Raw genomic sequence first — 23084 nt, 5'->3', positions numbered from 1 at the left:
TTAAATTGAGGTTAGTCATTAATCTAAAATTTTTCTTGCCAATTTTCTTTTTAATCTTTTTTCTTGATAAAAAAGATAGAAAAAATCAAGACAAAAAGATGCTTCCACGCTACAATTCAACGCATTCCCCGCCTTTTTGTCGATCCACGCGCTCTCTCCGAGCAAAACTTATGTCCGTAAATCGGGATATTACTTGATTTTCTGATATTGAGGTATTCAACACCCTAGCTAGTCGAAACTTTGGAAAGGTTAGATAAAGAAAAATCACTTCATCAAATTTTCCTTTTTAGGGAAAAACTTATTAGCCCTTGCAATAGGAATGGCTCCCCATTCATCATCTTTAAAATTAACTAATATGGCATTGAAGTTAGGAACGGTATAAAATGTCATCTGCAAGCTTCTTGAGCTATTTAATGCCTCAATATTTATTTTTCCTTTCAACTGGAAATCATCTTTGTATCTGAATACTTCATTGTCTTTGGTTAAGTACTGATCTACATAGAAGTAATTAAACTGCTCCACAAAATCCATCACTTTTACACTGTCGGCCTGTGGGTGTGGCCATTTTATTAAGCCCTCATCATATTTGAATTCTAAGGAGTCTCCATCTGCTTCTAGAATTTCCATGCTCACAATATCTTGCCAGGTGCCGGGGAAAATGGTTCTGTCACGCCAGTCGCTTTCTTTCACTTCAAAAATACCGGCCACATAACTTTGATAACCCGGCAAATGCATGGAATACACCTGATCATCTTTCAAAAAATAGGAACTCACTGTGGCAAGGCTCCCTCCTGCTTTAAATTCATTGAGCAAATCATTCTCACCATATAATTGCACATGAATTCCTGTATCTAAAACCTGGTCTTTAATACTTTCCATCTCCTGCCCTGTCACTTCCCTTTGTATGGAAATCCTTTCCAGCAGTGCCATTAACACCTCCTTCATAGAGGGGTCTAAATCATACGTATCATTTACGCGCCACACCCCATCTTTTTTCTCTATTACATTGCTGATTTTATCCGACTGCATACTAATTTTCGTCAGCTGTTCAGCAGGATCTTCAACAGCGAATAGTTGCTTATCGAAAGTGGTGGATTTTTGTGAATAAGGATTGTACTGATATGCCCAAATGGCTCCCACTACTAATACCAACAGCAAAACTAAAAGGCCTATATTTTTATTTTTTTGTGCTTTACTCATTGAAGCTTGCATATTTTCGTTTGCGCCAGAAATACCTTACCACACCAAATAGAATGATTAGAAGAATAGGCAGTGCCACATTTAATAGTTGCAGCAATAATTTATTCTCGGCAATTTTTACTTTATCCAATGGCCTGATTTTAAATTCTTTGTTTCGTGAAATAATCAAACCTTGATCATCCGTCATATAGTTCACCATATTCAACAACAGTTGCTCATTGGCAAATGGGGTCGGATGGCGGGCATAAGGATCCACACCTAAAGGAAAAGGCGTTCCCTCTTCTTTATTGATTTCACTCAATAGCAAATCTCCGTCTGATACCACAATGATGGAATTCTGCTCGCTTTGGTTAATCGCTTTTTGATTGGCTCTGGTCTTAGGTGGTAAACGGTTTTTGTATGCCGAGCTGAAATTACCCTCCAATAAATAGGCAACCGGAATATTCTTCTTGTTGAAATTTTCAGGCACCACCTCTTTTTTCAAATCATCAAAATTAATATGTACTGGCCCATTCATTTGTCTGGTGTAGTCTGAAGTAAAAATCAAAGGCGTCTTTTTTACTCCTGCCGAAGCAATGGTATCAATTGAACTAACGAATTTACCATAGACTGCATTGAGATTTTTAACAATTGGATGGTTAGCGTAATTGTTAAAAATAATATAATATGGCCATGGCAAAAGCTGGATTTGAGGATCTTTTCCCATTCTGCCGGTCACAATAGGGAAGTTTCCACTATTTACATCCTGCAGCACATCTTTATTAACTCGCACTCCATATTTGAAAAGGATATCGTCCAGATTATTGTCGATTGGCAGTGCCATTGCACCATATTCTTTGATGCTATCCACTGCTATTGATAATCCATCAAGGAAAAAGAGTGTTTTCCCTCCCTGCATAATGTACTGGTCAATATCATATAACTCTGAATTGGTAAAATTCTCTGTTGGCTTTACAAACAAAGCCGCATCAAAATGCGAAAGTTGACTTAGGTCAGTCAGCGCAAAAATATCAAATTTCTTCTCCAATGCTTCTTTCAGTCCAAAAACCTGCGCTCCTGACGGTTCTCCATGTCCTTGAATTAAGGCAATTTTCTTTCTTTCCGAATCAGAAAGTGTTTTAATAGTATTAGCCAATTCATACTCGAGATTTTCGACAGATTGATTGATGGCTTCTTTCGCCCCTGCAGCATTGTTTCCACTTAATAAAATCACCGGTAAACTTTGACCTTTATAGCTTATTTCTGCTCCGGGAAAAATCATTTTCTGGGATTTTCTTCCCTCCTGATCATCATAAACAGTAGTTGGCGGAATCCCTTTATCAATCAAATAATTATAAAACTGATTTCGGGCTTTTTTAGATTCCGCTTCATCTGGATTTACAAAACTATACTGCAAATTGCCGTGGGCATATTCCTTAAACTGGCCCAACGTCTGCTTAATGGCAGTTTGCAATCTGGAAAATTCCGGATTAATATCGCCAGCCAAATAAACCTCCACATATAATGGTTCTTCCAGATTTTGCAATAGCGATTGAGTGGCTTCGCTCATGGTATAACGATTCTCTTCCGTAAGATCCCAGCGAATTAAAGTATAGCGTACTAAAAAATTTACCAGCAAAAGCAGCACTAATGCAATCAGGAATTTCAAGGTGTATTCGGTCGTCTTTCGGTTTAAGAATTCCATTTTTTCATTTTTAAAATCCAGAAAGTAGCTCCCAAAAACGCAATGGTCATGGATACAAAATATATGACATCCCGCAAATCAATCACCCCTTTGCCCAAAGCATCATAGTGTGCTAACATACCCAGTTTTTCTAGTTGAATGTCTAAACCAGACATAGCTTCCAGATCAGAAAGAGATGAAAATCCCATAAAGAATATAAAACTGATAAATACAGCAATGATAAAAGCAACTATTTGGTTATCAGATAATGCAGAGGCGAAAATACCGATGGAAGTATAAGCTGACGCTAACAATATCAGTCCCAGATAAGCGCCCATTATACCGGCTGTATCTACATTTCCGGCCGGATTGCTGATGTATGACAAAGAAAAATAATACACCAAAGTAGGAATTAGCGTAACCACCACCAGGGCAACTCCTGCCAAATATTTCCCTATTAATAAACCTGACTCATTAATGGGCTTGGTTAACAGAAGCTCTAAAGTTCCTGTTTTAGATTCTTCAGCCAAAGCACGCATGGTAATGGCAGGAATCAGGAACATAAAAACGTAGGGTGCCAGATTGAAAAATATACCTAAATCGGCATAGCCATATTCAAATATGGAAGTATCCGGGAAAACCCAAACCAATAAGCCCATGCTTATTAAGAATACAGCCATCACCATATAGGCGATGAGGGAATTCAGGAAAGTGTTGATTTCTTTTTTAAAAATGCTCCACATTGGCTTAATCTTTAGTCAGTTTTTGGAACACTTCTTCCATATTTCCTTTCTCAAGGGCTATTCCTATCAAATCAACATTGTTTTGGGTTGCCCATTGAAATATTTCCTTTCTAATGTCTGCTTTTGCTTCCAACAAATATTGCGCTTCTGTTATTTTTTTCAAATCATTTACTAAATCGTGGGTGGTCCAATAAATTAGATCCGCAGCTGAAGCCAGTTCTATCCTGATAGTGAATTTTTCCTGTTCGTGGGTGAGTTCACTCACCGGCTGATCGGCCACCAATTTACCCTCTTTGATGATAATTGCCCTATGGCAAAGAGCCTGCACTTCCTGCATAATATGTGTACTGAGTAATACAGTTTTATCCTTGCTGATGGATTGAATCAGGTGACGGATTTCTATAATTTGGTTAGGATCAAGGCCTGTAGTTGGCTCATCTAAAATCAAAACTGAAGGATCATGCACCAATGCCTGGGCCAGCCCCACTCTTTGCCTGTAGCCTTTGGACAAGGAGCCAATCAATTTATTCTGTTCTTTCTCCAAGCCACACAAATGCACCAGCTCAGCCACTCTGTTATTTAATTTTTTTCCTGAAAGCTTATATATGCCTCCGCAGAACCTGAGAAATTCATGCACATACATATCCAGGTAAAGCGGGTTATGTTCAGGCAGGTATCCAATCAGCTCTTTCACTGATTGCAAATCATCGGCTATGTCAATACCATCTACCTCCACTTTACCGCTTGTAGCTGGTAATGTACCTGTGATAATCTTCATGGTAGTGGATTTACCAGCGCCATTCGGCCCCAGAAAACCCACAATATTGCCTTTATCTATTTCAAAGGAAATATTATTGACTGCCAGTTGTTGATCAAATTTTTTAACTAGTGAATGAACACGAATGGACATGTATATAATATATGTTCAGGTACAATTTTCTAACTAACGCAAAAGTAATAAAAGTATTGGAGAAGCTGATGGATGAATATGGATTTAGAGAATTGGAATTTTAACTTGTGGTCTTAGTAGTGATCTATGAATCACAGACTATAGGGAGGATGAACGGAAAACAGTGCGAAAAATTCAGTGGTTCGTGAGACACGAACCACGGCAGAGGGATTAAATGTGCTAATGGAGATAACACCCTTTCAGGGCTTAATTCAATCACTACAATAATTGCAGAGTGCTACACACTCCGCTGTTGATGAAGCCCTTTCAGGACTATTGTACGTGCACTGTCGCTAAGTTAAGCTTTAAAATTAAACAACTGCCGGATTTTATTCTATGACAAAAGGATTAAAGCTAAAGCATAAAACAAAAATTAGCAGGGCAATCCAGCCAAGTACTTTTCTTTGGGTACTTAGTGGGGTTTCGTCAGCTGTCACAGGGTGTTTTACGCCAATAAATCTGCCCAAAATGAAAACAAATAATAAATAGCCCTGAAAACCACTAAAATCCCTGGATATGATACTTGTTAAATATTGGGCCACAAATACGCTTAAAGCCAGAATGATGGTAGTTTTAAAACTATAATTTAATCCTTTAAAGCAAATAAACAGAAATCCCACATATAGTATGGAGGTCCAGGGAAGCGAATCCAGGGAGGTTTCCACTGTTATCAAACCCAAACCAGCTACATAAGCCAACAGGAAATATAAAGTCGTAGCTATCCATTGATGCTTTTTGGCCCCAAAAATTCCATAAATAATGTGCCCTCCATCCAACTGACCAATAGGCAATAAATTAAGTGCGGTAAAAAACAGTGATAAGAATCCTGCTAAGAGTATGGGATAATGCATGATTTCCCTATGGTTGGGCAACCTTTCCGGATCTGCCACATACTCCTCAAAGAGCCAGAAAAGGATGTTATTTCCTAATACAATAGATTCCTGTTCTGGATCATTGTATACATGATCCGCATAATCCAAGCCATACTGTTCATATTCAGGATGTACCTGAAAAATATACTCGTGTGGGGGCAAAGTAGCAAAACCATACCAGAGTACTCCCAATGCCACTACGAAACCAGCAATAGGGCCTGCGATACCTATGTCAAAATATTGTTTCCTGGACCGGATGGGGCCAATAATTCTGATCAATGCCCCAAATGTACCAAATGAAAAAGTACCCATAAATCCCAACCAACCGGGAATAAAATTAGGCAGGGTCACTTCTACTTTATGATATTTGGCTGTGAAGAAATGTCCAAATTCATGTACACCCAGAATGAGTAAAAATGGGACTGAATAAGCAAAGCCAGCTGCAAAATCAGCCCATGCATAATCAGGAGAATAAAAAATATATTTACCAGTTGCCCATTCCCCACCTGCCAAAGTGGTACAAATAAAGGTAACAACGAATAAAAGAATCTTCTTCAGGTAATACTTACTGTCCTTTTCAATCATATATTATATAGATTCAAAAAATAAATTACACAAATGTTCGTCATTTGATTCTTATTTTCAAGTAGTTACAAATGATTCTCATATAATTGCCTAATAGGCTCTATTTAATCTGTTTTAACTTGTCAGAGAGTAATGCGTAAAAACCCTCATTCCGCGGAATGTGCAAGGTATGTATTCCAGCTTGCGCTGCCATGGTCAAATTGTGCTCCGTATCTTCCAAAAATATAACTTGCTGTGGTTCTGTCTGATGTATATCCAGTACTTTATGATAAATTTCTATATCAGGTTTACGCATATTAAGGTCATGAGAGAAATGTACATGATGAAATATATCATTTAAATGGGTATAACTAGTCGATTGACTTAAAATTTCATGGAAAGCACGTTCGTGGATGGCATTGGTGTTACTTAAGATCACACAATCAAAATTTTCGCTCAGTTCCTTAATTTGTTCAATCCTTTCCTCAGGTATTGTGCCTAGCATAGCACTCCAGGCTTTGTCTATTTGACTATCTGTTGCACTTAATTTTAAGTCCTTTCTCAGTTCATTTCTAAAATCAGTCTCTGATATCAATCCCTTTTCAAGGATTTTGAAATATTCTGCATTTTCATAAGCTTCCCGAACCTCTTCCACAGAAGATTTGGACAAACCAGCCAGCGCCTCAATGGTTCTTTCAGTATGCAAGTTGATGATGACTCCACCTAAATCGAAAAGGATCATTTTTATTTTATGTGAATCCATTATAAGCAATTATGTAAACCGAATGTAAAGATGCGGGATTGTGGAGCTAAAACAAAATGAATAAAATGGAAGAATGGGGATTTTAAAGTCAATAAACATTCTTGTAATATAGTGGCCGGATCATTTTTTTCACCATAGTTTCTATTTGTTCCGGTATTCGTGGATCAATTTGACGAGTTTGCTCCGCACTATGAAATATTATATTGTTGGTTTCTCTATCTGCAACTACTATCCTTACAAACATCTCTTTTTTAGGAGCTTCGTTTAAATTAATAGTACCCGTCATTAGTACCTTATTAATAGAATGATTTGGCTTATATTCAGAATTATAGAATCCATGAATGAATGTTGCTAAAATATAACGATTCTTTGATTGTTGAGTAAAGTCATTTAAAAATGAAGGGAGTTCCACCTGATCGACCGAGTCCTCAGCAGCATCGAGTTTTCAAAAAAATGGGTTATCTTTTGATTATCGAACTCAGTTATTTGCAGCGGCTCCGGTAATAGCTGATACTTTTTCCTTAAAGTGGCAGAAATAATTTCCCTCACATCTTCTCTTATCTCCATTGATAAATCTTCTTCAATTTTAACAGAATGGCTGTTTTGCGATTCAATTACAATCTGAGGAGTTAAAAAAGCAAGCGTATCAATCGCTGAAAGTGTACCAGGCTTTGATGTTTTCTGTCGTGTAGTGGAACAGGAATATTGCAAACCAGCCAAAGAGGTTATTAGAAGGATAATTGTAGATATTTTTCTCATTTCAATAGTCAAAGATGTGTAAAATATGGAAAAAAAGAAAGATGCTCTAATATTTTCGGATAAAGGCTCTTGTCGTAATCTCCCCTAAATGTGTCGTTCTTACACCAGCTAGTTGCATCATAATTTACAGATATTTGTAAAACATCAATAAACGCAGCAAGAATGGAAAATAAGGAGATATTAAAGAAATTTGATAGTGTTACTTCGGAGCTGATTAGATTATTATCTTCATTAAGCGAAAGTGAACTAAACGAAGCTCCTAAATTGGGGAAATGGTCTTTGGCTCAAATTGGAGAGCACCTTTATAAATCTTATGAAATTTCAGCTGTTTTAAATGGTCATGTAAAAAACATTGACCGTGCTCCTGATGAGAAATTAGATGAGGTTGAAAAGCTATTTCTAAATTTTAACATCAAAATGGATTCACCAAAGGAGATAATTCCAGAAGAGACGCCCATTGAAAAAGAGGATTTAATTACAAAATTAAAGGAGCGGATCAATGAGCAAAAAGAAGTCATTAAACATCAGGATTTAACTATGTTATGCCTGGATTTTGAAATTCCGGAGTATGGTCCTTTTACCCGGCTGGAATGGGTTGGCTTTAATGCTGTGCATACGGAGCGTCATTTACAGCAGATGAAGGAAATTTTAAAGTCGAAAAACAACTAAAGTAAAGATGAGAAAACTAATTATATTTGAATTTTTAACACTTCAAAATCAGCTGGATAAATAAATTTGCGTCCTTTTCTATAATTCTTCGTCTATAGTATTTAGGGTAATTTATGTGTTTATGGAAAAGGAAAATGATATAATAAAAAACTGGCTGGAGCTCAATGAACGATTGGAGAATTTTATACTCAGCAAAGTTCATGACAAGGAAATAGCAAAAGATATCCTGCAGGAAGTTTTTATCCGAGTGGAACAAAATATTGGTAATCTAAAATCTGACGACAAATTCAGTTCCTGGATATTTCAAATTACTCGAAATATAATTGTAGATCATTTCCGCAAAGTTAAAAAGGAAAATTATGATGATTTAACAGCGGTAGAGGACAAAGAAAACAACTGTGAACAGAATGAGGCTGAAAAAACAATGCAGGAATTCTCAAAATGCGTTCTTCCTTTAATATTAATGCTTCCTGAAAAATATAGAGAAGTACTCCTGCTTACCGAAATTAAAGGTCTGTCACAAAAGGAAGTAGCAAAAGCTCTGAATATTTCCTATCCGGCTACTAAGTCACGTGTTCAGCGTGGCAGGGAAATGCTAAAAGAGATAGTACTCAAGTGCTGCGAAATAAAAACTGATGTATATGGAAACGTTATTGACTATCGCAGAAAGCCTTTTATCTACAAATTTGAGTAAAGTCTAAAAAAATTTTGCGTCTTATTAAATGATCATGCGTCTACATGCTGAAATTATTGATAAACTAAAAAGTAGAAAGCATGTCTGATCCAATAAAAGAAAGTGTAAAAAAGATTTATACAGAAACAGTCAATAACGGTAATTTATCCTTACAAGGCTCATGTTGTGGCAATGAGGTAGATGCCAACTTATTTAAGGAAGATTATTCCAAGGTACAAGGTTATATGCAGGAAGCAGATTTTGGCCTGGGCTGTGGTATCCCGACTGAATTAGCATTGATTAAAGAGGGAGACACAGTATTGGATTTAGGATCCGGGGCTGGGAATGATGCATTTGTTGCCAGCAAAATAGTGGGGGAAACAGGCAAGGTGATAGGAATAGATATGACAGAAGCCATGGTTGCAAAGGCTAATATCAACAAAGAAAAAATTGACGCTAGAAATGTAAGTTTCCTATTGGGGGACATTGAAAACATACCTTTAAGCAACAACAGCATAGATGTAGCCATTAGTAATTGTGTGATGAATTTGGTTCCCAACAAAGAGAAAGCCTATTCTGAGGTTTTTCGTGTACTGAAACCCGGAGGGCATTTCAGCATATCGGATATAGTCATTGAAGGACAACTCCCCGAACAAGTGAAAAAGTCAGAATTATTGTATTCTGCCTGCATATCCGGTGCCATTAACAAGGAAGACTATCTCATGGCAATAGAAACGGCTGGCTTTTCCAACATCAAAATTCAATCGGAAAAACATTTCAACATTCCGGAAGCCTTGCTGAACAAATATTTAACAGCTGAAGAAAAGGAAGATTTTAAGGCCATTCCTTTCTCTGTTTCCAGCATTAATGTGTATGCGGAGAAATTCTGATCGGCTACCATAAAAGAGCTGCTATAATTCTTACAAACAACTAAAATTAATTGAATATGGAAATTGGATTTATTATATCCAGCATTTTGCTTGTCGCATTTGCTATACTGGCAACTTATGATGGTTTGTATTTACACCTCATGAAATATCGCTTACCTAATTACAGACAAAGTAAAACGGAGCATATTACCCATACATTAAGAGCAATTTTATTTCCGGCAATACTATACTTTGTATTTATATCTAGCAGTCCTGAATATTTTTATTTCGGACTACTATTAGTGTTTATAGATATAATTACCGTGGGAATAGATGCCTATTCGGAAGAAAATAGCAGGTTGTGGATGGGAGGTTTGCCTCGCTGGGAATACATATTGCATCTTTTTGTCAATGGCTTCCACTTTGCCACCATCTCTGTTTTCCTGGTGCTAAAAATCAGGCTGGAAGCTGGTAGCGTAGTGATTGTAAATGGCTTTGAAGAGGTTGCTTCTTATTCTGCCTTTAGCTGGTTAGTAATTAACTTAATTCCCGGTGCTATAATAGTTGCTTTACTTCACCTTCTACTAAATTTTCAGAAGCCAAGAAATAGCTGGAATGGGCTACTGGATCGATTTATCAAAAAACCTCATTCAGCAAAAACAATGGTTAAATCAAGATGATTGAAGATTGACAACAAGTGCTTAGGCAAAATCTCACTGAGAATTTAATCGATATTAGCTTTAGATGAGGATACTGAAGAGTATGCTCATCTTTTATGAAGTGTTAGATATTACATTCTCAATTACTGTCTTACTATTAAGTTAAGGTATTGATTCTTAATGATTTCATTTCAACCAAACCATTGAAATATTTTTTTACTCATATTTTTGGAAAACTGAATACCCTGTTTTACTTTTGGTTTATTATGAAGTTTTTCATCTCTCTATAAGGAACACATAGCCTTTTACTCTTTAAGGCGAATTGATTATTCTCTTCCGGATAATCAAATATTTCATTAAATCTATTATTCAACACTAGCATCAAAAAACTTGCATCAAGTTGCTTTGGGGCTTTAAATAATCGGAATCATGAGCATTTTAACGATTATCCTCCTATTCATCAAGCATGTACTGCTTGAAATCAAATCTATCATTCTATTAACATTGATTTCCCATGGAAAAAAATCACATACACGTATTTCGAACATCTGTTAGAAATGCTTACGAGATAAATAGGCTCTCTCACTTGTTAAACAGCCTTACAGGTGATGGAGGTAACTGGAATTTCGATCTGGAAGATTGTGACAGAATCCTTCGTATAGAATCTACAAAAGGACATTCTGATCAAATTCAGGCTATTATAAAAGCTGAAGGATTTTTCATTGAAGAACTGGATGATTGAAAAAAATCAATTTCAAAGGGCAATAAACGTATTCCTTTTGCTTCGATACCGCAGGTGATTCTAACAACATTATTTACACACAAAACCAAATATTAAAATGAGAAAGATTATCTATTATATAGCTACATCTGTCGATGGATTTATTTCAGGACAAGATGGTGATGTAAGTGGCTTCCTGTTCGAAGGAAGTGGAGTAAATCAATATATCAACGATCTGAAATCATTTGATACAGTAATCATGGGAAGAAAAACTTATGAAGCTGGTTATCAATTTGGGTTAAAACCAGGGCAAGCGCCTTATCCACAGATGAATCATTATATATTTTCAAGTCAGTTGGTGCTTGATAATCCTGATGAGAAAGTCAGCGTTTGTAAGCCGGATATTGAACTCATTAAGGAGCTCAAAAAGGTAAAAGGGACAGATATTTATCTTTGTGGTGGTGGAGATTTTGCAGGCTGGTTGCTGGAAGCAGAATTGATTGATATTCTTAAAATTAAATTAAATCCTCTGCTGTTGGGGAATGGAGTGCGTCTGTTTGGAAATTCTTCCAAAAAATATGCACTAAAAGCACTAGAAGGTAAAAAATATGATTATGGACTTCAAATTTTGACTTATGAAATAAAATATTGATTTAATCTTATGAAAGGTGTAAATGAAGTTGGGAATAAGTATCCATACTTCATTTGCACACTTTCACTAATTGCTACTATCCTCTTTACTGTAGGCTACTCTATTAATTTTTGTGTGTTAATAGATTAATTGTAACTCCGTTAGGGTCTTTCACAAAGAAACGCCTTACGCCCCAGTCTTCATCTGTTAGTTTATAAACTATATCACAATCCATTTTTTCCGCTCTCTCATACATTTTATCAACATCAGACACTTCAATAGAGAGAAAAATTGATTTATTATCTGGCTTTTCAGCTCCTTCATTTTTGAAAATACTTATTTGAGCTGTAGGGTTTTCCCCGGATGCAAATGTTAAAACCCATCCGAGATCCATCATCAAATCCATTTGTAAAAAGTTCACATAAAATGCTTTGCTTGCTTCTAGATTGTCAGAATAAATATTTGGAACAATTCTACGTATAGTTATTTCTTTGGCATTCATTTTTTTACTTTTACTTATCCTAAAATTACATTCAAGCCAATTTTTAGCTAATGTCCTTTATCTCAATAATTTTATTGTCTTTAAACTTAAAAGCTGACTGGCCCTTCAGCTCAATCCTATCTCCTGATTTTAAGTCGTTTATGAGATCTACGGCTAATATGCCATTATAGTCAATGTCCACATTAACTTGATCATTATAAAAATGAAAATCTGTAATTTTTTGCTTTCTTTCCTTAAATATTCCCTTTGCTTTCTCAGCTTGTTCTTTAAACGCTACAATACCGGCAGTGGATAAATTGACTTCACCATTAGAAATGTTCTCAAATACTATCCCATCATGCATATCAATAAGCATCTTTTCAATATCAAACCTGTTATATGCCTGGATATAGTTTTCTATAATCTTTCGGTAAGTGTCATTTTTGATCATTCAAAACTTTTATAAGTTAATAATCCGGTACAAGACCTGCAACGGGGCTGAGAAGAACATATTCGAATACTTAATCTTCTATCTAAGAAGATAAACAATTCACTTATTCTACAAGTACACATTATCTTAGAAGGAATTAAATCCACCAGCTTACCTTTTTATATTTCAGATATTCCTTTCCAAATGATTTTTCAAGTCTATTCTCCTCAACAGGAATCCAGAATCTTATTCATAAAAAAAGCAACTGACACAGGCTGAGTTAATACCAGCTGGTCAGTTGCTTTTTTATACCCTTGGAAAGTTTATACTCCTACTCCTGAGAAACTTTTGCAAGCTTCCTCACATTCCCGACAAGCTTTGGCGCATTCACGACAATGATCCATTTCATGTTGTTCACATTCTTCTGCACACATTCTGCAAAGCTCCTCACATTCTTTTATCAAACGTTCTGTATGCTCGGAATGTGAGGCTACAAAACTGGCTGTAGTATAGCAAATTTTTGCACAATCTCTATCCAGTCTTATACACCTTACCATCTTTTTGATGTCGTCTTCGCCCAGACAAGCGTCTGCACACATTTCACATGCTGCTGCGCATGCACCTAATTTTTGAAGTAATTCCTGATTATGAGCCATAATTAAAAAGTTAAAGGTTAAAAAATAGTTTGGCCACTTTGGCTATAATTGTTGTTACGAGCTCCTCCTTTATCAGTTGGGTTATTTTATTATTATAATGATGATTTTGTTTAGTGGCCTCACCTTACTGGTAGAATTAAATATTCACAGATGAAAAATGTCGAATGACAGAATGACAATAAATTATACCAGTTATTTTTTTTAAAAAAAGATAATGTTTAAACAAGGTTTTTAAAGCACTTAATAAAAACATAACAGTTAAAAAACCTTATAAAATAAGGTTTTCACTTAAACTTGGGGATCAAATTTCAAGTCATCTATTTCCAAATTTTATTCTCCTTTCTTTTTGTTTGATCAAAAAGAAACAAAAAATCAAGACAAAAAGATGCTTCCACGCTGCAACCAACGCACTCCCCGCCTTTTTGTCGTCCAGCCCGCCTGCTTCGAGCAAAGATTATTTGGCTTTTGAACATTGAGGTATTTTTCATGAGGGGCCTAAACATTGTCCCTCTACCTCCCTAAATAGTCTGCATCTAATAATCTGTTTCCTTCTTTTTGATCTAAAACTGCATAGTTAAAGCCTTTTTGCAAACAGTAAGATCCATATTCACCTGCTTTATTCAGGGCTATAAAACCTATTTGAGTGGTAGAGAAATCCTTTTCCCGTAGTTGAAATTTTTTCAGAATCAGTTTAACCGCTGCCTCACAGGCTAGCTGGGGAGATTTCCCGTGGCGCATTTGCTCCACCACCAAATGAGATCCTACCACTCTAATAATTTCCTCCCCATGTCCGGTAGCTACGGCAGCGCCCACCTCATTATCTACATACAGCCCGGCACCAATTATAGGAGAATCTCCCACACGACCATGCATTTTATAGGCCATGCCGCTGGTAGTGCACGCACCGGATAGGTTTCCGTGTGCATCAAGTGCAATCATTCCGATGGTATCGTGATTTTCAATATTTACCACCGGTTCATATTTCGAAGTTTTAAGCCATTCCCTCCATTCTTTTTCAGAAATATCTGTCAGCAGATTTTCCTTTGGGAAGCCCTGTTCCAGGGCAAACTGCAAAGCTCCTTCCCCCACTAACATCACATGCGGGCTTCTCTCCATCACCGCACGCGCCACAGAAATAGGGTGCTTAATATTCTCCAAACAAGCCACAGAACCAATATTAGCTTTTTCATCCATTATGCAGGCATCCAGTGTCACCTTGCCATCACGGTCCGGCCGACCACCGTAGCCCACGCTGCGCTCATTAGGATCTGCCTCCACTAGCTGCACACCTTTCTCCACTGCATCCAGAGCAGTGCCTTTATTACTCAGAACTTCCCATGCTGCCTGGTTAGCTTCTAGGCCAAATCGCCAGGTGCTCAACACAATTGGTTTGTTTTGTACTGACGGGGTATGAGTCCCAAAAACTTTTAGCGGCTTCAAGGCCATTCCGGCTGCAAGTGCCAAGCCTGATTTCAGGAAATTTCTTCTGTGTGCCTTCATTTGATATCGCTTAAGAAATGTTTACTGTAGTTAGCACCCATTTCGTCCAGAATTTGGGTATTATATTTAAGTCGATGCAGAAAGTCTTTGTAGTTTTTAAACTCAGGCTGCGTCCATAAAACTTCAGAAAGCGCGGACATCCTGGGCAAAGCCATATACTCCACATGATCAAAACTTTTCATGTATTCTGTCCATACATTGCCTTGAGCTCCCATGATGTAGTCTCCTTCAGTAGGAGATAATGATTCAGGAATTGGCTCGTAGGCATAGACTTTATCTAAGGGATTGTAGCCACCTATAGCCAATGGTTCATTTGTTGGATCTTTTACCTGATAATGATCAAAATAGCAAGGGCTTCCGGGGCTCATTACTACAGAATGTGCTTCCCTGGCGGCCGCAATACCACCTTCTGTACCGCGCCAACTCATTACTGCAGCATTGGGCGCAAGTCCACCTTCTAATATTTCATCCCAGCCAATAATTTTACGGCCTTTAGCATTCAGGTACTGCTCCATACGTTGAATAAAATAGCTTTGTAGTTCATGCTCATCCTTTAAGCCTTCCTCTTTGATGCGGTTCTGACATTTTGCACAAGCTTCCCATCTCTTTTTAGGAGATTCATCCCCTCCAATGTGAATATACTGACTTGGAAAAAGTATTAAAACTTCATCCATTACGGTTTCTAAAAAAACAAAGACGGAATCATTCCCGGCACAATAAACATCTTCAAAAACACCCCACTTCCTGGCTACCTGAAAAGGACCGCCTGTGCAGGATAATTCAGGATAAGCTGCCAAAGCTGCGAGAGAATGTCCCGGCATTTCAATTTCCGGCACAACAGTGATATGCCTTTCTTTTGCATAAGCCACTATTTCCTTAATCTCTTCTTGCGTATAAAATCCACCATAGCGGATGCTGTCATATTCATGATTGTCATATTTCCCCACCATAGTGCCTGTTCGCCATGCACCAATTTCAGTCAATTTAGGAAATGCTTTAATTTCTATGCGCCAGCCTTGATCTTCGGTAAGGTGCCAATGAAAAGTGTTCATTTTATAAAGTGCCATATAATCGAGGTACTTCTTCACTTCCTCGGGATTGAAGAAATGTCGGCTGCAATCCAGGTGCATACCCCGCCAATCAAACCGTGGGCTGTCATTGATTTTCATGGCTGGAATACGGTTCTCTTCAATGGAAGCTAAGATTTGTCTCAGAGATTGCAACCCATAAAAAACCCCAGTACTTTCCGAAGCTGTAATACTAATTTGCTCAGCAGTGATATGTAACTCATAAGCCTCTTCCGCCATATCTGATTGCGATAATTGAAGTAGAATTACATTTTCACCTAACTTTTTAGCTACTGTAGGTTTTATCCTAAAATGATTATCTATAATAGATTGCAAGTACTTTACCTCAAATTCCAACCCTTCATCAGCCACGATTTCTGTCTGTGCATTAATGGAGAAAAAACCATCTTCAGTTACCAGCTGATTGGGAAACGGAATAATAGAGACAGTGCTTTGGGTGTATCCTAAAAGTGGAACCAGAACAAAAAAAATTAATAATATATGTTTCATGTGTGTGGTAGGATTTAATGTCAAATAAACTTCTGAAGAGTGAAAATAAAGAAAATATTATTATTCTCCTTCTTCCGAAAGATATATGGCCAAACCAGATGAGTTTCTAAAATGATTTTATTTTACTTTCTAATCACTTAAATTGGCCAAAAAAGAACAGCATGATTTCAGGAACGCATAATGCCATAGAAGATCCAAGGAATAAGGATATCAAAATATTCATCAACGGAGAATTATTCGCGCGTGAGGAAGCAAAAATCTCTGTTTTTGATAGTGGCTACTTAGTGGGGGACGGAATCTGGGAAGCTTTTCGGGTTCATCAGGGTCAAATGATTTTTGTAGATAAGCACCTGGACCGCATGTGGCAATCAGCGAAAGTCATTGGATTGAAGCTCCCTTTTAGCAAGACAGAATTATTACAAAATGTCCGGAAAACTTTGGATGCCAATGTGATGAAAGACCATATCCATGTGAGGGTAATGGTGACGCGAGGTTTCAAGAAAACTCCCTCTCAGGATCCAAGATTAACTATTTCCGGTCCCAACGTGGTTATCATAGCCGAACATAAAATCGCTTCTGAGGAAACTAAGAATAAAGGTATTACTCTTTTCACTTCCACAATCAGAAGAGGCTCGCCTGATTACCTGGATCCACGACTGAATTGCCACAGTAAGTTGCACGAGGTACAAGCCCTCATCCAGGCACTGGAAGCAGGTGCCGATGAAGCCCTTATGCTGGATGTCCACGGCTTTGTGGCAACCTGTAACGCAACTAACTTTTTTATGGTACGAGGAGAAGAAGTATGGACCTCCACCGGACAATATTGTATGAATGGCATCACCAGAGGAAATGTCATTCAGGTTTGCAAGGAGAATAATATTATTTGCAAAGAAAAAAACTTCTCTTTGTTTGATGTGTACGGAGCAGATGAATGTTTTGTAACCGGTACTTTTGGAGGGCTTACTCCTGTCATCAAAGTTGACGGCAGAACTATTGGTGAAGGGACTCCCGGAACTGTCACTAGCCAATTAAGTACATTGTACAAAAGTCTGGTTGAGAAGGAAATTAACTCATAAATTTGATGGAAAATTCAATAAAACGCATTGCATTGTGGTCAGGACCAAGGAATATTTCCACTGCCCTGATGTATTCTTTTGCCCAGAGGCAGGACACTAAAGTTTTTGACGAGCCTTTGTATGGGTATTATCTTAAGCATTCCGATGCTGCGGCTTACCACCCGGGAGCAGAAGATATTATGCAGTCCATGGAAACGAACGGGAAGAAAGTGGTGGACATGATGTTGAACTATTCAGAAAAACCCGTACTCTTTTTTAAGAATATGGCGCATCACCTTCTACCTGAGCTCGGCAGGGATTTTATGAAATCTATGGTCAATGTAATTCTGACCAGGAACCCGGTAGAGATGCTACCGTCTTTTGCAGAGGTAATTGAAAACCCTACTCTGGAAGATGTAGGCTATAAAATGCATCATGAAATCGTAAAAGAACTGCAATCTATGGATTTGCCTGTGATAGTGGTTGATTCCAAATCCATATTGCTCAATCCTGAAAAGCAGCTGGAAAAGCTTTGTGAGGCTATTGGAATCCCTTTTGATCCGGCTATGTTGCAATGGCAGACTGGTGCTATACCTGAGGATGGTATTTGGGCAAAATATTGGTATGGAAATATTCATCAATCTTCAAGTTTTATACCCTACAAGCCGAAAGAAACTCTATTTCCTGAAAAATTGAAACCTCTTTTAGCAGAATGCCAACCTTACTATGAGGAACTCACCCAAATGTCTGATTTTTAATGGTTTTTTAACAACAAAAAAGCCCGCTTTCGCGGGCCTAATTGTAACCTAAACTTATCTTATTTGGAATTATAGTTCGATAGTTTTCACCACGTCACCAGCTTTCACTTCAAAAGACAATTCATTACTTACTTGTCTTACATGAAATTTTTGAACAAAACTTACTCTATCAGTGACAGTTGAAGTATACACGATTTTACCGGCACTATCCCTCATTATAATAAAAACAGGATTCACAGTATTTTGTAAAACTTTAAGCTCCACTCTGTTTTCATCAATCCTACTGGCAGTAGCTACCAAATTCTTAGATGTTGTACTTAATTCGGTAGTTCCAATAGAAATTTTTTCTTCGTAAGTGGTTTTACCCTCTTTTACTACGATAGTATATTCCGTACCCTCTAATTGGCTAAGGTTATAAGGTCTGCTAAACCCTTCTTTGTTCAAGATTTGCTCCTGAAATATCACATTCCCCTTCTCATCTAAAATTTTTACTGTTACTTTTTCAGAAGTAGTAGGAATAAAAGTAAGGTTCGCCATTTTACCAATCTTATTGGTGGTAACCTTAAATTTGGCAACAACTGTTTTATCTTCATTATCATTTGCAATTGCTGATACACTTGAAAATAAAATACATGCAGCTACTAATAATTTTTTCATTGTCTTTTTTTGTTTTTGTTTCTTTTGACAATGCAAAGATGTGAGAAGAATTTGGTACTATAACTATCTGAGATATGAAGTAATTATTATTATAATGTAATGTTAAGCTAAGCTTTCATGAAATTACACGCCAATTATTATTTTGTTGAGGATAAAATTATTTTAATGTAAAGTATATTATTCTGTATATTTTGACTTAACATTTAAATTATCAACTTACTGCAGATAAGGAGAAAATTCTCTTCTTGCGGGGTTCGCTACAGAAGCAGAAAAGATGGCTGATAATATTGCCTTAATATTGTTCACAGAAATAACTGAATATTACACTTTTTTTTCGACATTTTTTAAATTTCAGCACCTGGGTTTCGCTTTAGAGTTACCAAAAGAGGTAGGGTATTGAATTCGTTGTATTAAAATTCCGACAAATGCACAGGCAATTATGAATTATACTTTTAAAACAAAGCCGGAACTATCTTTACTTGCCCTCCAAACCAACTTTTATTAATGTTCTTTTACTATTAACTATTATAGTGTTAAAAATCAAATTGGAGGAGTCGAATAAATAAATATGATTACTTTTAATCATTTAAAATTTACCTGGAAGTGATGTGGATTTAAATCTGATAGTAAATTGAAAAACCAGTTTTCTTTATTTGACTTGTTAATGTTGATCGGAATTACCCAGGGAGTAATCACCAGTATATTGTTAATGGTTTCTACAAAAAATTCACTTAGCAATAGATTCTTAGCTTTCGCCATTCTATCATTTTGCCTTTTAAGTGTAAAAATCTTACTCCATACTTTAGGTTTATGGGAAACTACTTCTTTCAGGTATTTCCCGATTGGCATAGAACTGGCTATTGCACCTTTGGTCTATTTCTATGTGAAATCCCTGACTACTCCTGCATTTAAATTCAAATGGAAAGACAGTTTGCATTTCATTCCATTTATACTTTCTCAAACGTATGCCTTTTTTGTCTATTTCAAAATCTCCGGGATTCCTGCTTTAGATCATAAAGATTTAGTAGCCGACTCTTTAGGCTTTTATCCTATTAAAAAAACAGAAGATTACCTGGTACTTTTATCTATTTTCGGGTACTTAATACTGGGATTTTTAAGGCTTCAAAAATACAGGAAATGGTTAAACGATAATATATCAGATAATACCTTCCCTAATTTTAATTGGTTAACTGGCATATTTGTTTTATCAACTGTTTTGGGGCTTTTTTTATTCGTCAACTTGTCACTTGATCAATTGTTTGACTTCAACCCAGTCTATTCTATTCATTGGGAAGCGTATTTTATTTTTATTGCCTTTCTTATTTATTATCTGGGATTTGTTGGCTATCAACAACCGGATTTTCAGATGGAAGAAATTGAAAAAACTACTATCATTCCAAATCCTGTAAAATTATCTGAAGAAAAAGCTGCTCAGGTAATAAAAGGACTTGAAGAAGCATTGCAAAAAGACAAAGTATTTCTAAATCCTAAAATCAACTCTCAGGAATTAGCCAAAATTTTGGAGATCAGCCAAAGCCATTTGTCCTATGTGGTGAACCGGTCCTTTAAAAAAAGCTTCAGGGACTTGATTAATGATTATAGAATTGAAGAGGTGAAATCAAAATTAAAAGATACGAAGCATCAGCATAAATCTATATTAGGGATTGCATTGGAATGTGGTTTTAATTCAGAGGCCAGTTTTTATAGAATTTTCAAAACAAATACAGGAATGACTCCTAAAGAATATATTCTTCAAGTGAATAAAAATTAAATACAAATTATTTATTTACTCTCAAAACGTGTTTTGAGAAGGTGCTATGAGAAAAAAGCCTATTCTTTGCCAGGAAAAAAACAAAGTATTGAACGGATGAAGATTTACAAAAGCGTAAAAGAGGGATTAATTGTAACAGTAATAATGTTCTTAATTGGGTTTCAAAGCTGTACAACTCATAAACCTACATTTAAAGGAACTGCATTAGAAAAACACGAATCCTTAGAAAATTCCGGATTTGACAAGGATAAATTAGATAAGCTGACTGCATTTATCAACGACCATTCTGAAACCACAGGAATGGTGGTTTTGTATGATGGTAAAGTCCTCTATGAATATGGTGACACCAAAGAAATCAGCTACATTGCCTCTTGCAGAAAAAGCGTTTTGAGCATGTTGTATGGAAAACATGTAGACAACGGATCGATTGATTTGCAACAGAAGATTGGAAGCATAGGAATTGATGAAAAAGATGGTTTATTACCTATTGAGAAAGAAGCTACCATAAACGATATAATTACTTCAAGGTCAGGCGTATTTCATGTGGCTGCCAATGGCGGGTATGACAAAAAGAACTTCTTAGAACGAGGAAGTGTAAAGCCGGGGGAATATTTTGTTTATAGCAATTGGGATTTTAATGTAGCAGGATACATTCTGGAGCAAGAAACCGGAAATTCTATTTATGAAGAATTAGAAAAACAGTTAGCAAAACCTTTAGGATTTCAGGATTGGAACCTCAAAAACCAAAAGAAAAAAGAGAATAAGAAGAAATCCAGATATCCGGCTTACCATATTTATTTATCTACCCGGGATATGGCTAAAATTGGTCAACTAATGTTAAATGAAGGTCAGTGGAATGGGAAACAACTTATTCCCAGCCAATGGATACAAAAAACAACAACTACCATTACTCCCACTGAAGTAGTCAATGAACGATATAATCGTACAGATTCCAGCACTATTCAATTTTCCTATGGTTATATGTGGTGGCTTGTTGATTACTTCAAAGGAATCCCTGATTTTGAAGGGGCTTATAGTGCAACAGGATATGGGGGGCAGTATATCACAGTAATTCCTAAAAGAAAACTTGTCATCGCACATAAAACAAAATTGGATTTATTAACACGATGGGGACTTGCTCCTGGTGGAACACCGGATTGGTTGTATTGGGATATTTTACATCAGCTGGTAGGAGACAAAAAGAGCGAACAGGAAAGGAACTGAATTTCAATTGGAATTTTAACTTAGCACTAGTTGGGATTCCAGTTTAACATACGAATTCTCTCAGTACCAGGCTCCATTTGAGCTGAAGGATAAAAAGTTTGACCACAAATCTTTAACTCAACATCCACAACAACATTATTATGCGGCCAGCTTTCCCACTCCTCAGCACTAATACCTGTGATTTCATGCAAATAAATTTCTAATGGAATGCTGGAAAAATAGGAGAATTTTTCAGAACCATCTTTTAAAAATGCCTGAATAAAATCCTCATAAACGAAGGTATAGCTACCTGATGAAACATAGGCTGTTGCTGATGTAATTTTATCATAAGGAATATAACTTAATGATCCGGCTTCTCCAGCAGCCAGTCTTTCAAAATTCAATGCAACATCTATTGTAGAAACTGATTTTGGGATATTTGTAGCATATGCGCTGGAAAGGTCAATTACCCACACTCCCCATTCCTCATGACTCTGACATAAGTCAATGCTTTCAACTGTTAAGAAGGAAACCCCTGAGGTACTCCCATTTTCACATTCGTATATAATTTCGTAGCGGGAGCGAATATTGGTTGACGGCAATGCAGCTTCAATAATCCAGTATTCTTTAAGTGGATCGCTATTATTAACTAATAGATCTTCCGGATAGTAGGTATTAATTTGGTAAAAGTTCTCCATATAAACCTGATCCGGAAAAAGATTTCTGTCTTTCAGGACTTCCGATTTCACAATAATTCTCCAAACCCCACCCATTTTTTCAGTCTCTATTTTGACCATTCCTTCGTTTTTGAATCCGGAAGTTTCTACTTCTCTTAACTGCGGTTGTACAAGTGTGAGGGCTTTACATTGTTCCGTAAGTTCTTCCTCGCTTAAATCCTCAGGTGTGCAGGCAACTGCTGTAATAAAAATAGTGATAAAAAATATTGCTCTCATTTTAGGGGCTTTGAGGTAAAAATAGTAATTATTTTTAAATGAATATTTTATCAGGGTTGTAAGTAAAGCTTCTTCTTGTAATGAAATGATCAATATCAACGGATATTTTATTTCCTATGATAAGCTTGAAGAAATTAACGGGATTGTATATTTACGGCTTGCTTAAAAACCGCTTAATACTAAAAACATACTTCATATATTTTCAGGCAATGATTAATCCATCATAGTTTTCAGCAAGTGCAAGCTTTTTTAAGATAATAGTTCATCTATAATTTAAGTGAAATACTTTTATTGGAAAAATGGTGTGC

25 protein-coding genes are annotated in these 23084 nt (G+C 36.6%); 10 read left to right on the top strand and 15 right to left on the bottom strand.

The features are described 5' to 3' along the window. Positions 1-264: 264 nt before the first annotated feature. The 8 genes from JKA74_RS14325 to JKA74_RS14290 all read right to left on the bottom strand — a co-directional run bounded on the left by JKA74_RS14325 (position 265) and on the right by JKA74_RS14290 (position 7513). Positions 265-1200, bottom strand: a complete 936-nt coding sequence (locus JKA74_RS14325; protein ID WP_201431895.1) for a hypothetical protein — start codon at positions 1198-1200, stop codon at positions 265-267. Further along, positions 1193-2884, bottom strand: a complete 1692-nt coding sequence (gene gldG / locus JKA74_RS14320) for a gliding motility-associated ABC transporter substrate-binding protein GldG (protein ID WP_201431894.1) — start codon at positions 2882-2884, stop codon at positions 1193-1195. The genes JKA74_RS14325 and gldG overlap by 8 nt, the downstream gene beginning before the upstream one ends. Further along, on the bottom strand, positions 2872-3606 hold the full coding sequence (gene gldF, locus JKA74_RS14315) for a gliding motility-associated ABC transporter permease subunit GldF (protein WP_201431893.1): 735 nt from the start codon (positions 3604-3606) through the stop codon (positions 2872-2874). The genes gldG and gldF overlap by 13 nt, the downstream gene beginning before the upstream one ends. Before the next feature lie 4 nt (positions 3607-3610). Beyond that, positions 3611-4516: a gliding motility-associated ABC transporter ATP-binding subunit GldA gene (gldA, locus tag JKA74_RS14310; protein ID WP_201431892.1), complete on the bottom strand. Its 906-nt coding sequence runs from the start codon at positions 4514-4516 to the stop codon at positions 3611-3613. A 368-nt stretch (positions 4517-4884) separates the two neighbouring features. Then, positions 4885-6012: a site-2 protease family protein gene (locus tag JKA74_RS14305; protein ID WP_201431891.1), complete on the bottom strand. Its 1128-nt coding sequence runs from the start codon at positions 6010-6012 to the stop codon at positions 4885-4887. A gap of 100 nt (positions 6013-6112) precedes the next feature. Then, positions 6113-6754 (bottom strand): HAD family hydrolase, encoded by a 642-nt coding sequence (locus tag JKA74_RS14300; protein WP_201431890.1) that lies wholly within the window; start codon positions 6752-6754, stop codon positions 6113-6115. 88 nt (positions 6755-6842) lie between these two features. Beyond that, positions 6843-7040 carry a hypothetical protein gene (locus JKA74_RS14295; protein WP_201431889.1) on the bottom strand — a complete coding sequence of 66 codons (198 nt, stop codon included), beginning with the start codon at positions 7038-7040 and terminating at the stop codon, positions 6843-6845. 104 nt (positions 7041-7144) lie between these two features. Beyond that, positions 7145-7513, bottom strand: a complete 369-nt coding sequence (locus tag JKA74_RS14290) for a hypothetical protein (RefSeq protein WP_201431888.1) — start codon at positions 7511-7513, stop codon at positions 7145-7147. Between the two features lie 162 nt (positions 7514-7675). On the opposite strand from JKA74_RS14290, the gene JKA74_RS14285 reads away from it, so the two are divergent. The 6 genes from JKA74_RS14285 to JKA74_RS14260 all read left to right on the top strand — a co-directional run bounded on the left by JKA74_RS14285 (position 7676) and on the right by JKA74_RS14260 (position 11756). Beyond that, on the top strand, positions 7676-8182 hold the full coding sequence (locus tag JKA74_RS14285; RefSeq protein WP_201431887.1) for a DinB family protein: 507 nt from the start codon (positions 7676-7678) through the stop codon (positions 8180-8182). 121 nt (positions 8183-8303) lie between these two features. Beyond that, on the top strand, positions 8304-8876 hold the full coding sequence (gene sigZ / locus JKA74_RS14280) for an RNA polymerase sigma factor SigZ (protein ID WP_201431886.1): 573 nt from the start codon (positions 8304-8306) through the stop codon (positions 8874-8876). 80 nt (positions 8877-8956) lie between these two features. After that, on the top strand, positions 8957-9745 hold the full coding sequence (arsM, locus tag JKA74_RS14275; protein WP_201431885.1) for an arsenite methyltransferase: 789 nt from the start codon (positions 8957-8959) through the stop codon (positions 9743-9745). Positions 9746-9801: 56 nt separating this feature from the next. Next, positions 9802-10404, top strand: coding sequence for a hypothetical protein (locus JKA74_RS14270; RefSeq protein WP_201431884.1), 603 nt, complete (start codon positions 9802-9804; stop codon positions 10402-10404). Between the two features lie 493 nt (positions 10405-10897). Further along, the gene (locus JKA74_RS14265; protein WP_201431883.1) at positions 10898-11125 is read left to right on the top strand and encodes a hypothetical protein; all 228 of its coding nucleotides are present in this window, start codon (positions 10898-10900) and stop codon (positions 11123-11125) included. Positions 11126-11222: 97 nt separating this feature from the next. After that, positions 11223-11756: a dihydrofolate reductase family protein gene (locus JKA74_RS14260; RefSeq protein ID WP_201431882.1), complete on the top strand. Its 534-nt coding sequence runs from the start codon at positions 11223-11225 to the stop codon at positions 11754-11756. A 103-nt stretch (positions 11757-11859) separates the two neighbouring features. On the opposite strand, the gene JKA74_RS14255 is transcribed toward JKA74_RS14260, so the two are convergent. The 5 genes from JKA74_RS14255 to JKA74_RS14235 form a co-directional block, all read right to left on the bottom strand. Continuing rightward, positions 11860-12237 carry a VOC family protein gene (locus JKA74_RS14255; RefSeq protein WP_236587816.1) on the bottom strand — a complete coding sequence of 126 codons (378 nt, stop codon included), beginning with the start codon at positions 12235-12237 and terminating at the stop codon, positions 11860-11862. Between the two features lie 43 nt (positions 12238-12280). Further along, a complete protein-coding gene (locus tag JKA74_RS14250; protein ID WP_201431881.1) occupies positions 12281-12667 on the bottom strand; it encodes a nuclear transport factor 2 family protein in 387 nt (128 codons plus the stop codon). Positions 12668-12969: 302 nt separating this feature from the next. Continuing rightward, a complete protein-coding gene (locus JKA74_RS14245) occupies positions 12970-13302 on the bottom strand; it encodes a four-helix bundle copper-binding protein (protein ID WP_201431880.1) in 333 nt (110 codons plus the stop codon). A gap of 510 nt (positions 13303-13812) precedes the next feature. Then, positions 13813-14802 carry an isoaspartyl peptidase/L-asparaginase family protein gene (locus tag JKA74_RS14240; protein ID WP_201431879.1) on the bottom strand — a complete coding sequence of 330 codons (990 nt, stop codon included), beginning with the start codon at positions 14800-14802 and terminating at the stop codon, positions 13813-13815. Beyond that, entirely contained in the window at positions 14799-16379 is a 1581-nt protein-coding gene (locus JKA74_RS14235; RefSeq protein ID WP_201431878.1) for a beta-N-acetylhexosaminidase, read from the bottom strand. Before JKA74_RS14235 ends, JKA74_RS14240 begins: the two co-directional genes overlap by 4 nt. A gap of 161 nt (positions 16380-16540) precedes the next feature. On the opposite strand from JKA74_RS14235, the gene JKA74_RS14230 reads away from it, so the two are divergent. Beyond that, positions 16541-17455 (top strand): aminotransferase class IV, encoded by a 915-nt coding sequence (locus JKA74_RS14230; protein WP_201431877.1) that lies wholly within the window; start codon positions 16541-16543, stop codon positions 17453-17455. 5 nt (positions 17456-17460) lie between these two features. Further along, positions 17461-18192, top strand: coding sequence for a sulfotransferase-like domain-containing protein (locus tag JKA74_RS14225; protein WP_201431876.1), 732 nt, complete (start codon positions 17461-17463; stop codon positions 18190-18192). Between the two features lie 69 nt (positions 18193-18261). Here the strand turns inward: JKA74_RS14225 and JKA74_RS14220 are convergent, their stop codons facing one another. Next, positions 18262-18849 carry a FimB/Mfa2 family fimbrial subunit gene (locus JKA74_RS14220; RefSeq protein ID WP_201431875.1) on the bottom strand — a complete coding sequence of 196 codons (588 nt, stop codon included), beginning with the start codon at positions 18847-18849 and terminating at the stop codon, positions 18262-18264. 631 nt (positions 18850-19480) lie between these two features. Between JKA74_RS14220 and JKA74_RS14215 the strand changes: the two genes are divergently transcribed. Both JKA74_RS14215 and JKA74_RS14210 read left to right on the top strand, forming a co-directional pair. Further along, positions 19481-20620 carry a helix-turn-helix domain-containing protein gene (locus JKA74_RS14215; protein ID WP_201431874.1) on the top strand — a complete coding sequence of 380 codons (1140 nt, stop codon included), beginning with the start codon at positions 19481-19483 and terminating at the stop codon, positions 20618-20620. Positions 20621-20716: 96 nt separating this feature from the next. After that, complete coding sequence (locus JKA74_RS14210) at positions 20717-21844, top strand: serine hydrolase domain-containing protein (RefSeq protein ID WP_201431873.1); 1128 nt, start codon at positions 20717-20719, stop codon at positions 21842-21844. Between the two features lie 26 nt (positions 21845-21870). Here the strand turns inward: JKA74_RS14210 and JKA74_RS14205 are convergent, their stop codons facing one another. Continuing rightward, a complete protein-coding gene (locus JKA74_RS14205; RefSeq protein ID WP_201431872.1) occupies positions 21871-22776 on the bottom strand; it encodes a hypothetical protein in 906 nt (301 codons plus the stop codon). Positions 22777-23084 lie beyond the last annotated feature (308 nt).

The organism is Marivirga aurantiaca (assembly GCF_016679925.1).
Taxonomy (GTDB): domain Bacteria; phylum Bacteroidota; class Bacteroidia; order Cytophagales; family Cyclobacteriaceae; genus Marivirga; species Marivirga aurantiaca.
The sequence above is the reverse complement of the archived record's forward strand: the minus strand, read 5'-3'. Positions and strand labels throughout refer to the sequence as shown.

Excerpts from the sequence above, each read along its gene's own strand:
- JKA74_RS14325 (WP_201431895.1), bottom strand. The coding sequence starts at position 1,200 with ATGAGTAAAGCACAAAAAAATAAAAATATAGGCCTTTTAGTTTTGCTG.
- gldG (WP_201431894.1), bottom strand. The coding sequence starts at position 2,884 with ATGGAATTCTTAAACCGAAAGACGACCGAATACACCTTGAAATTCCTG.
- gldF (WP_201431893.1), bottom strand. The coding sequence starts at position 3,606 with ATGTGGAGCATTTTTAAAAAAGAAATCAACACTTTCCTGAATTCCCTC.
- gldA (WP_201431892.1), bottom strand. The coding sequence starts at position 4,516 with ATGTCCATTCGTGTTCATTCACTAGTTAAAAAATTTGATCAACAACTG.
- JKA74_RS14305 (WP_201431891.1), bottom strand. The coding sequence starts at position 6,012 with ATGATTGAAAAGGACAGTAAGTATTACCTGAAGAAGATTCTTTTATTC.
- JKA74_RS14300 (WP_201431890.1), bottom strand. The coding sequence starts at position 6,754 with ATGGATTCACATAAAATAAAAATGATCCTTTTCGATTTAGGTGGAGTC.
- JKA74_RS14295 (WP_201431889.1), bottom strand. The coding sequence starts at position 7,040 with ATGACGGGTACTATTAATTTAAACGAAGCTCCTAAAAAAGAGATGTTT.
- JKA74_RS14290 (WP_201431888.1), bottom strand. The coding sequence starts at position 7,513 with ATGAGAAAAATATCTACAATTATCCTTCTAATAACCTCTTTGGCTGGT.
- JKA74_RS14285 (WP_201431887.1), top strand. The coding sequence starts at position 7,676 with ATGGAAAATAAGGAGATATTAAAGAAATTTGATAGTGTTACTTCGGAG.
- sigZ (WP_201431886.1), top strand. The coding sequence starts at position 8,304 with ATGGAAAAGGAAAATGATATAATAAAAAACTGGCTGGAGCTCAATGAA.
- arsM (WP_201431885.1), top strand. The coding sequence starts at position 8,957 with ATGTCTGATCCAATAAAAGAAAGTGTAAAAAAGATTTATACAGAAACA.
- JKA74_RS14270 (WP_201431884.1), top strand. The coding sequence starts at position 9,802 with ATGGAAATTGGATTTATTATATCCAGCATTTTGCTTGTCGCATTTGCT.
- JKA74_RS14265 (WP_201431883.1), top strand. The coding sequence starts at position 10,898 with ATGGAAAAAAATCACATACACGTATTTCGAACATCTGTTAGAAATGCT.
- JKA74_RS14260 (WP_201431882.1), top strand. The coding sequence starts at position 11,223 with ATGAGAAAGATTATCTATTATATAGCTACATCTGTCGATGGATTTATT.
- JKA74_RS14255 (WP_236587816.1), bottom strand. The coding sequence starts at position 12,237 with ATGAATGCCAAAGAAATAACTATACGTAGAATTGTTCCAAATATTTAT.
- JKA74_RS14250 (WP_201431881.1), bottom strand. The coding sequence starts at position 12,667 with ATGATCAAAAATGACACTTACCGAAAGATTATAGAAAACTATATCCAG.
- JKA74_RS14245 (WP_201431880.1), bottom strand. The coding sequence starts at position 13,302 with ATGGCTCATAATCAGGAATTACTTCAAAAATTAGGTGCATGCGCAGCA.
- JKA74_RS14240 (WP_201431879.1), bottom strand. The coding sequence starts at position 14,802 with ATGAAGGCACACAGAAGAAATTTCCTGAAATCAGGCTTGGCACTTGCA.
- JKA74_RS14235 (WP_201431878.1), bottom strand. The coding sequence starts at position 16,379 with ATGAAACATATATTATTAATTTTTTTTGTTCTGGTTCCACTTTTAGGA.
- JKA74_RS14230 (WP_201431877.1), top strand. The coding sequence starts at position 16,541 with ATGATTTCAGGAACGCATAATGCCATAGAAGATCCAAGGAATAAGGAT.
- JKA74_RS14225 (WP_201431876.1), top strand. The coding sequence starts at position 17,461 with ATGGAAAATTCAATAAAACGCATTGCATTGTGGTCAGGACCAAGGAAT.
- JKA74_RS14220 (WP_201431875.1), bottom strand. The coding sequence starts at position 18,849 with ATGAAAAAATTATTAGTAGCTGCATGTATTTTATTTTCAAGTGTATCA.
- JKA74_RS14210 (WP_201431873.1), top strand. The coding sequence starts at position 20,717 with ATGAAGATTTACAAAAGCGTAAAAGAGGGATTAATTGTAACAGTAATA.
- JKA74_RS14205 (WP_201431872.1), bottom strand. The coding sequence starts at position 22,776 with ATGAGAGCAATATTTTTTATCACTATTTTTATTACAGCAGTTGCCTGC.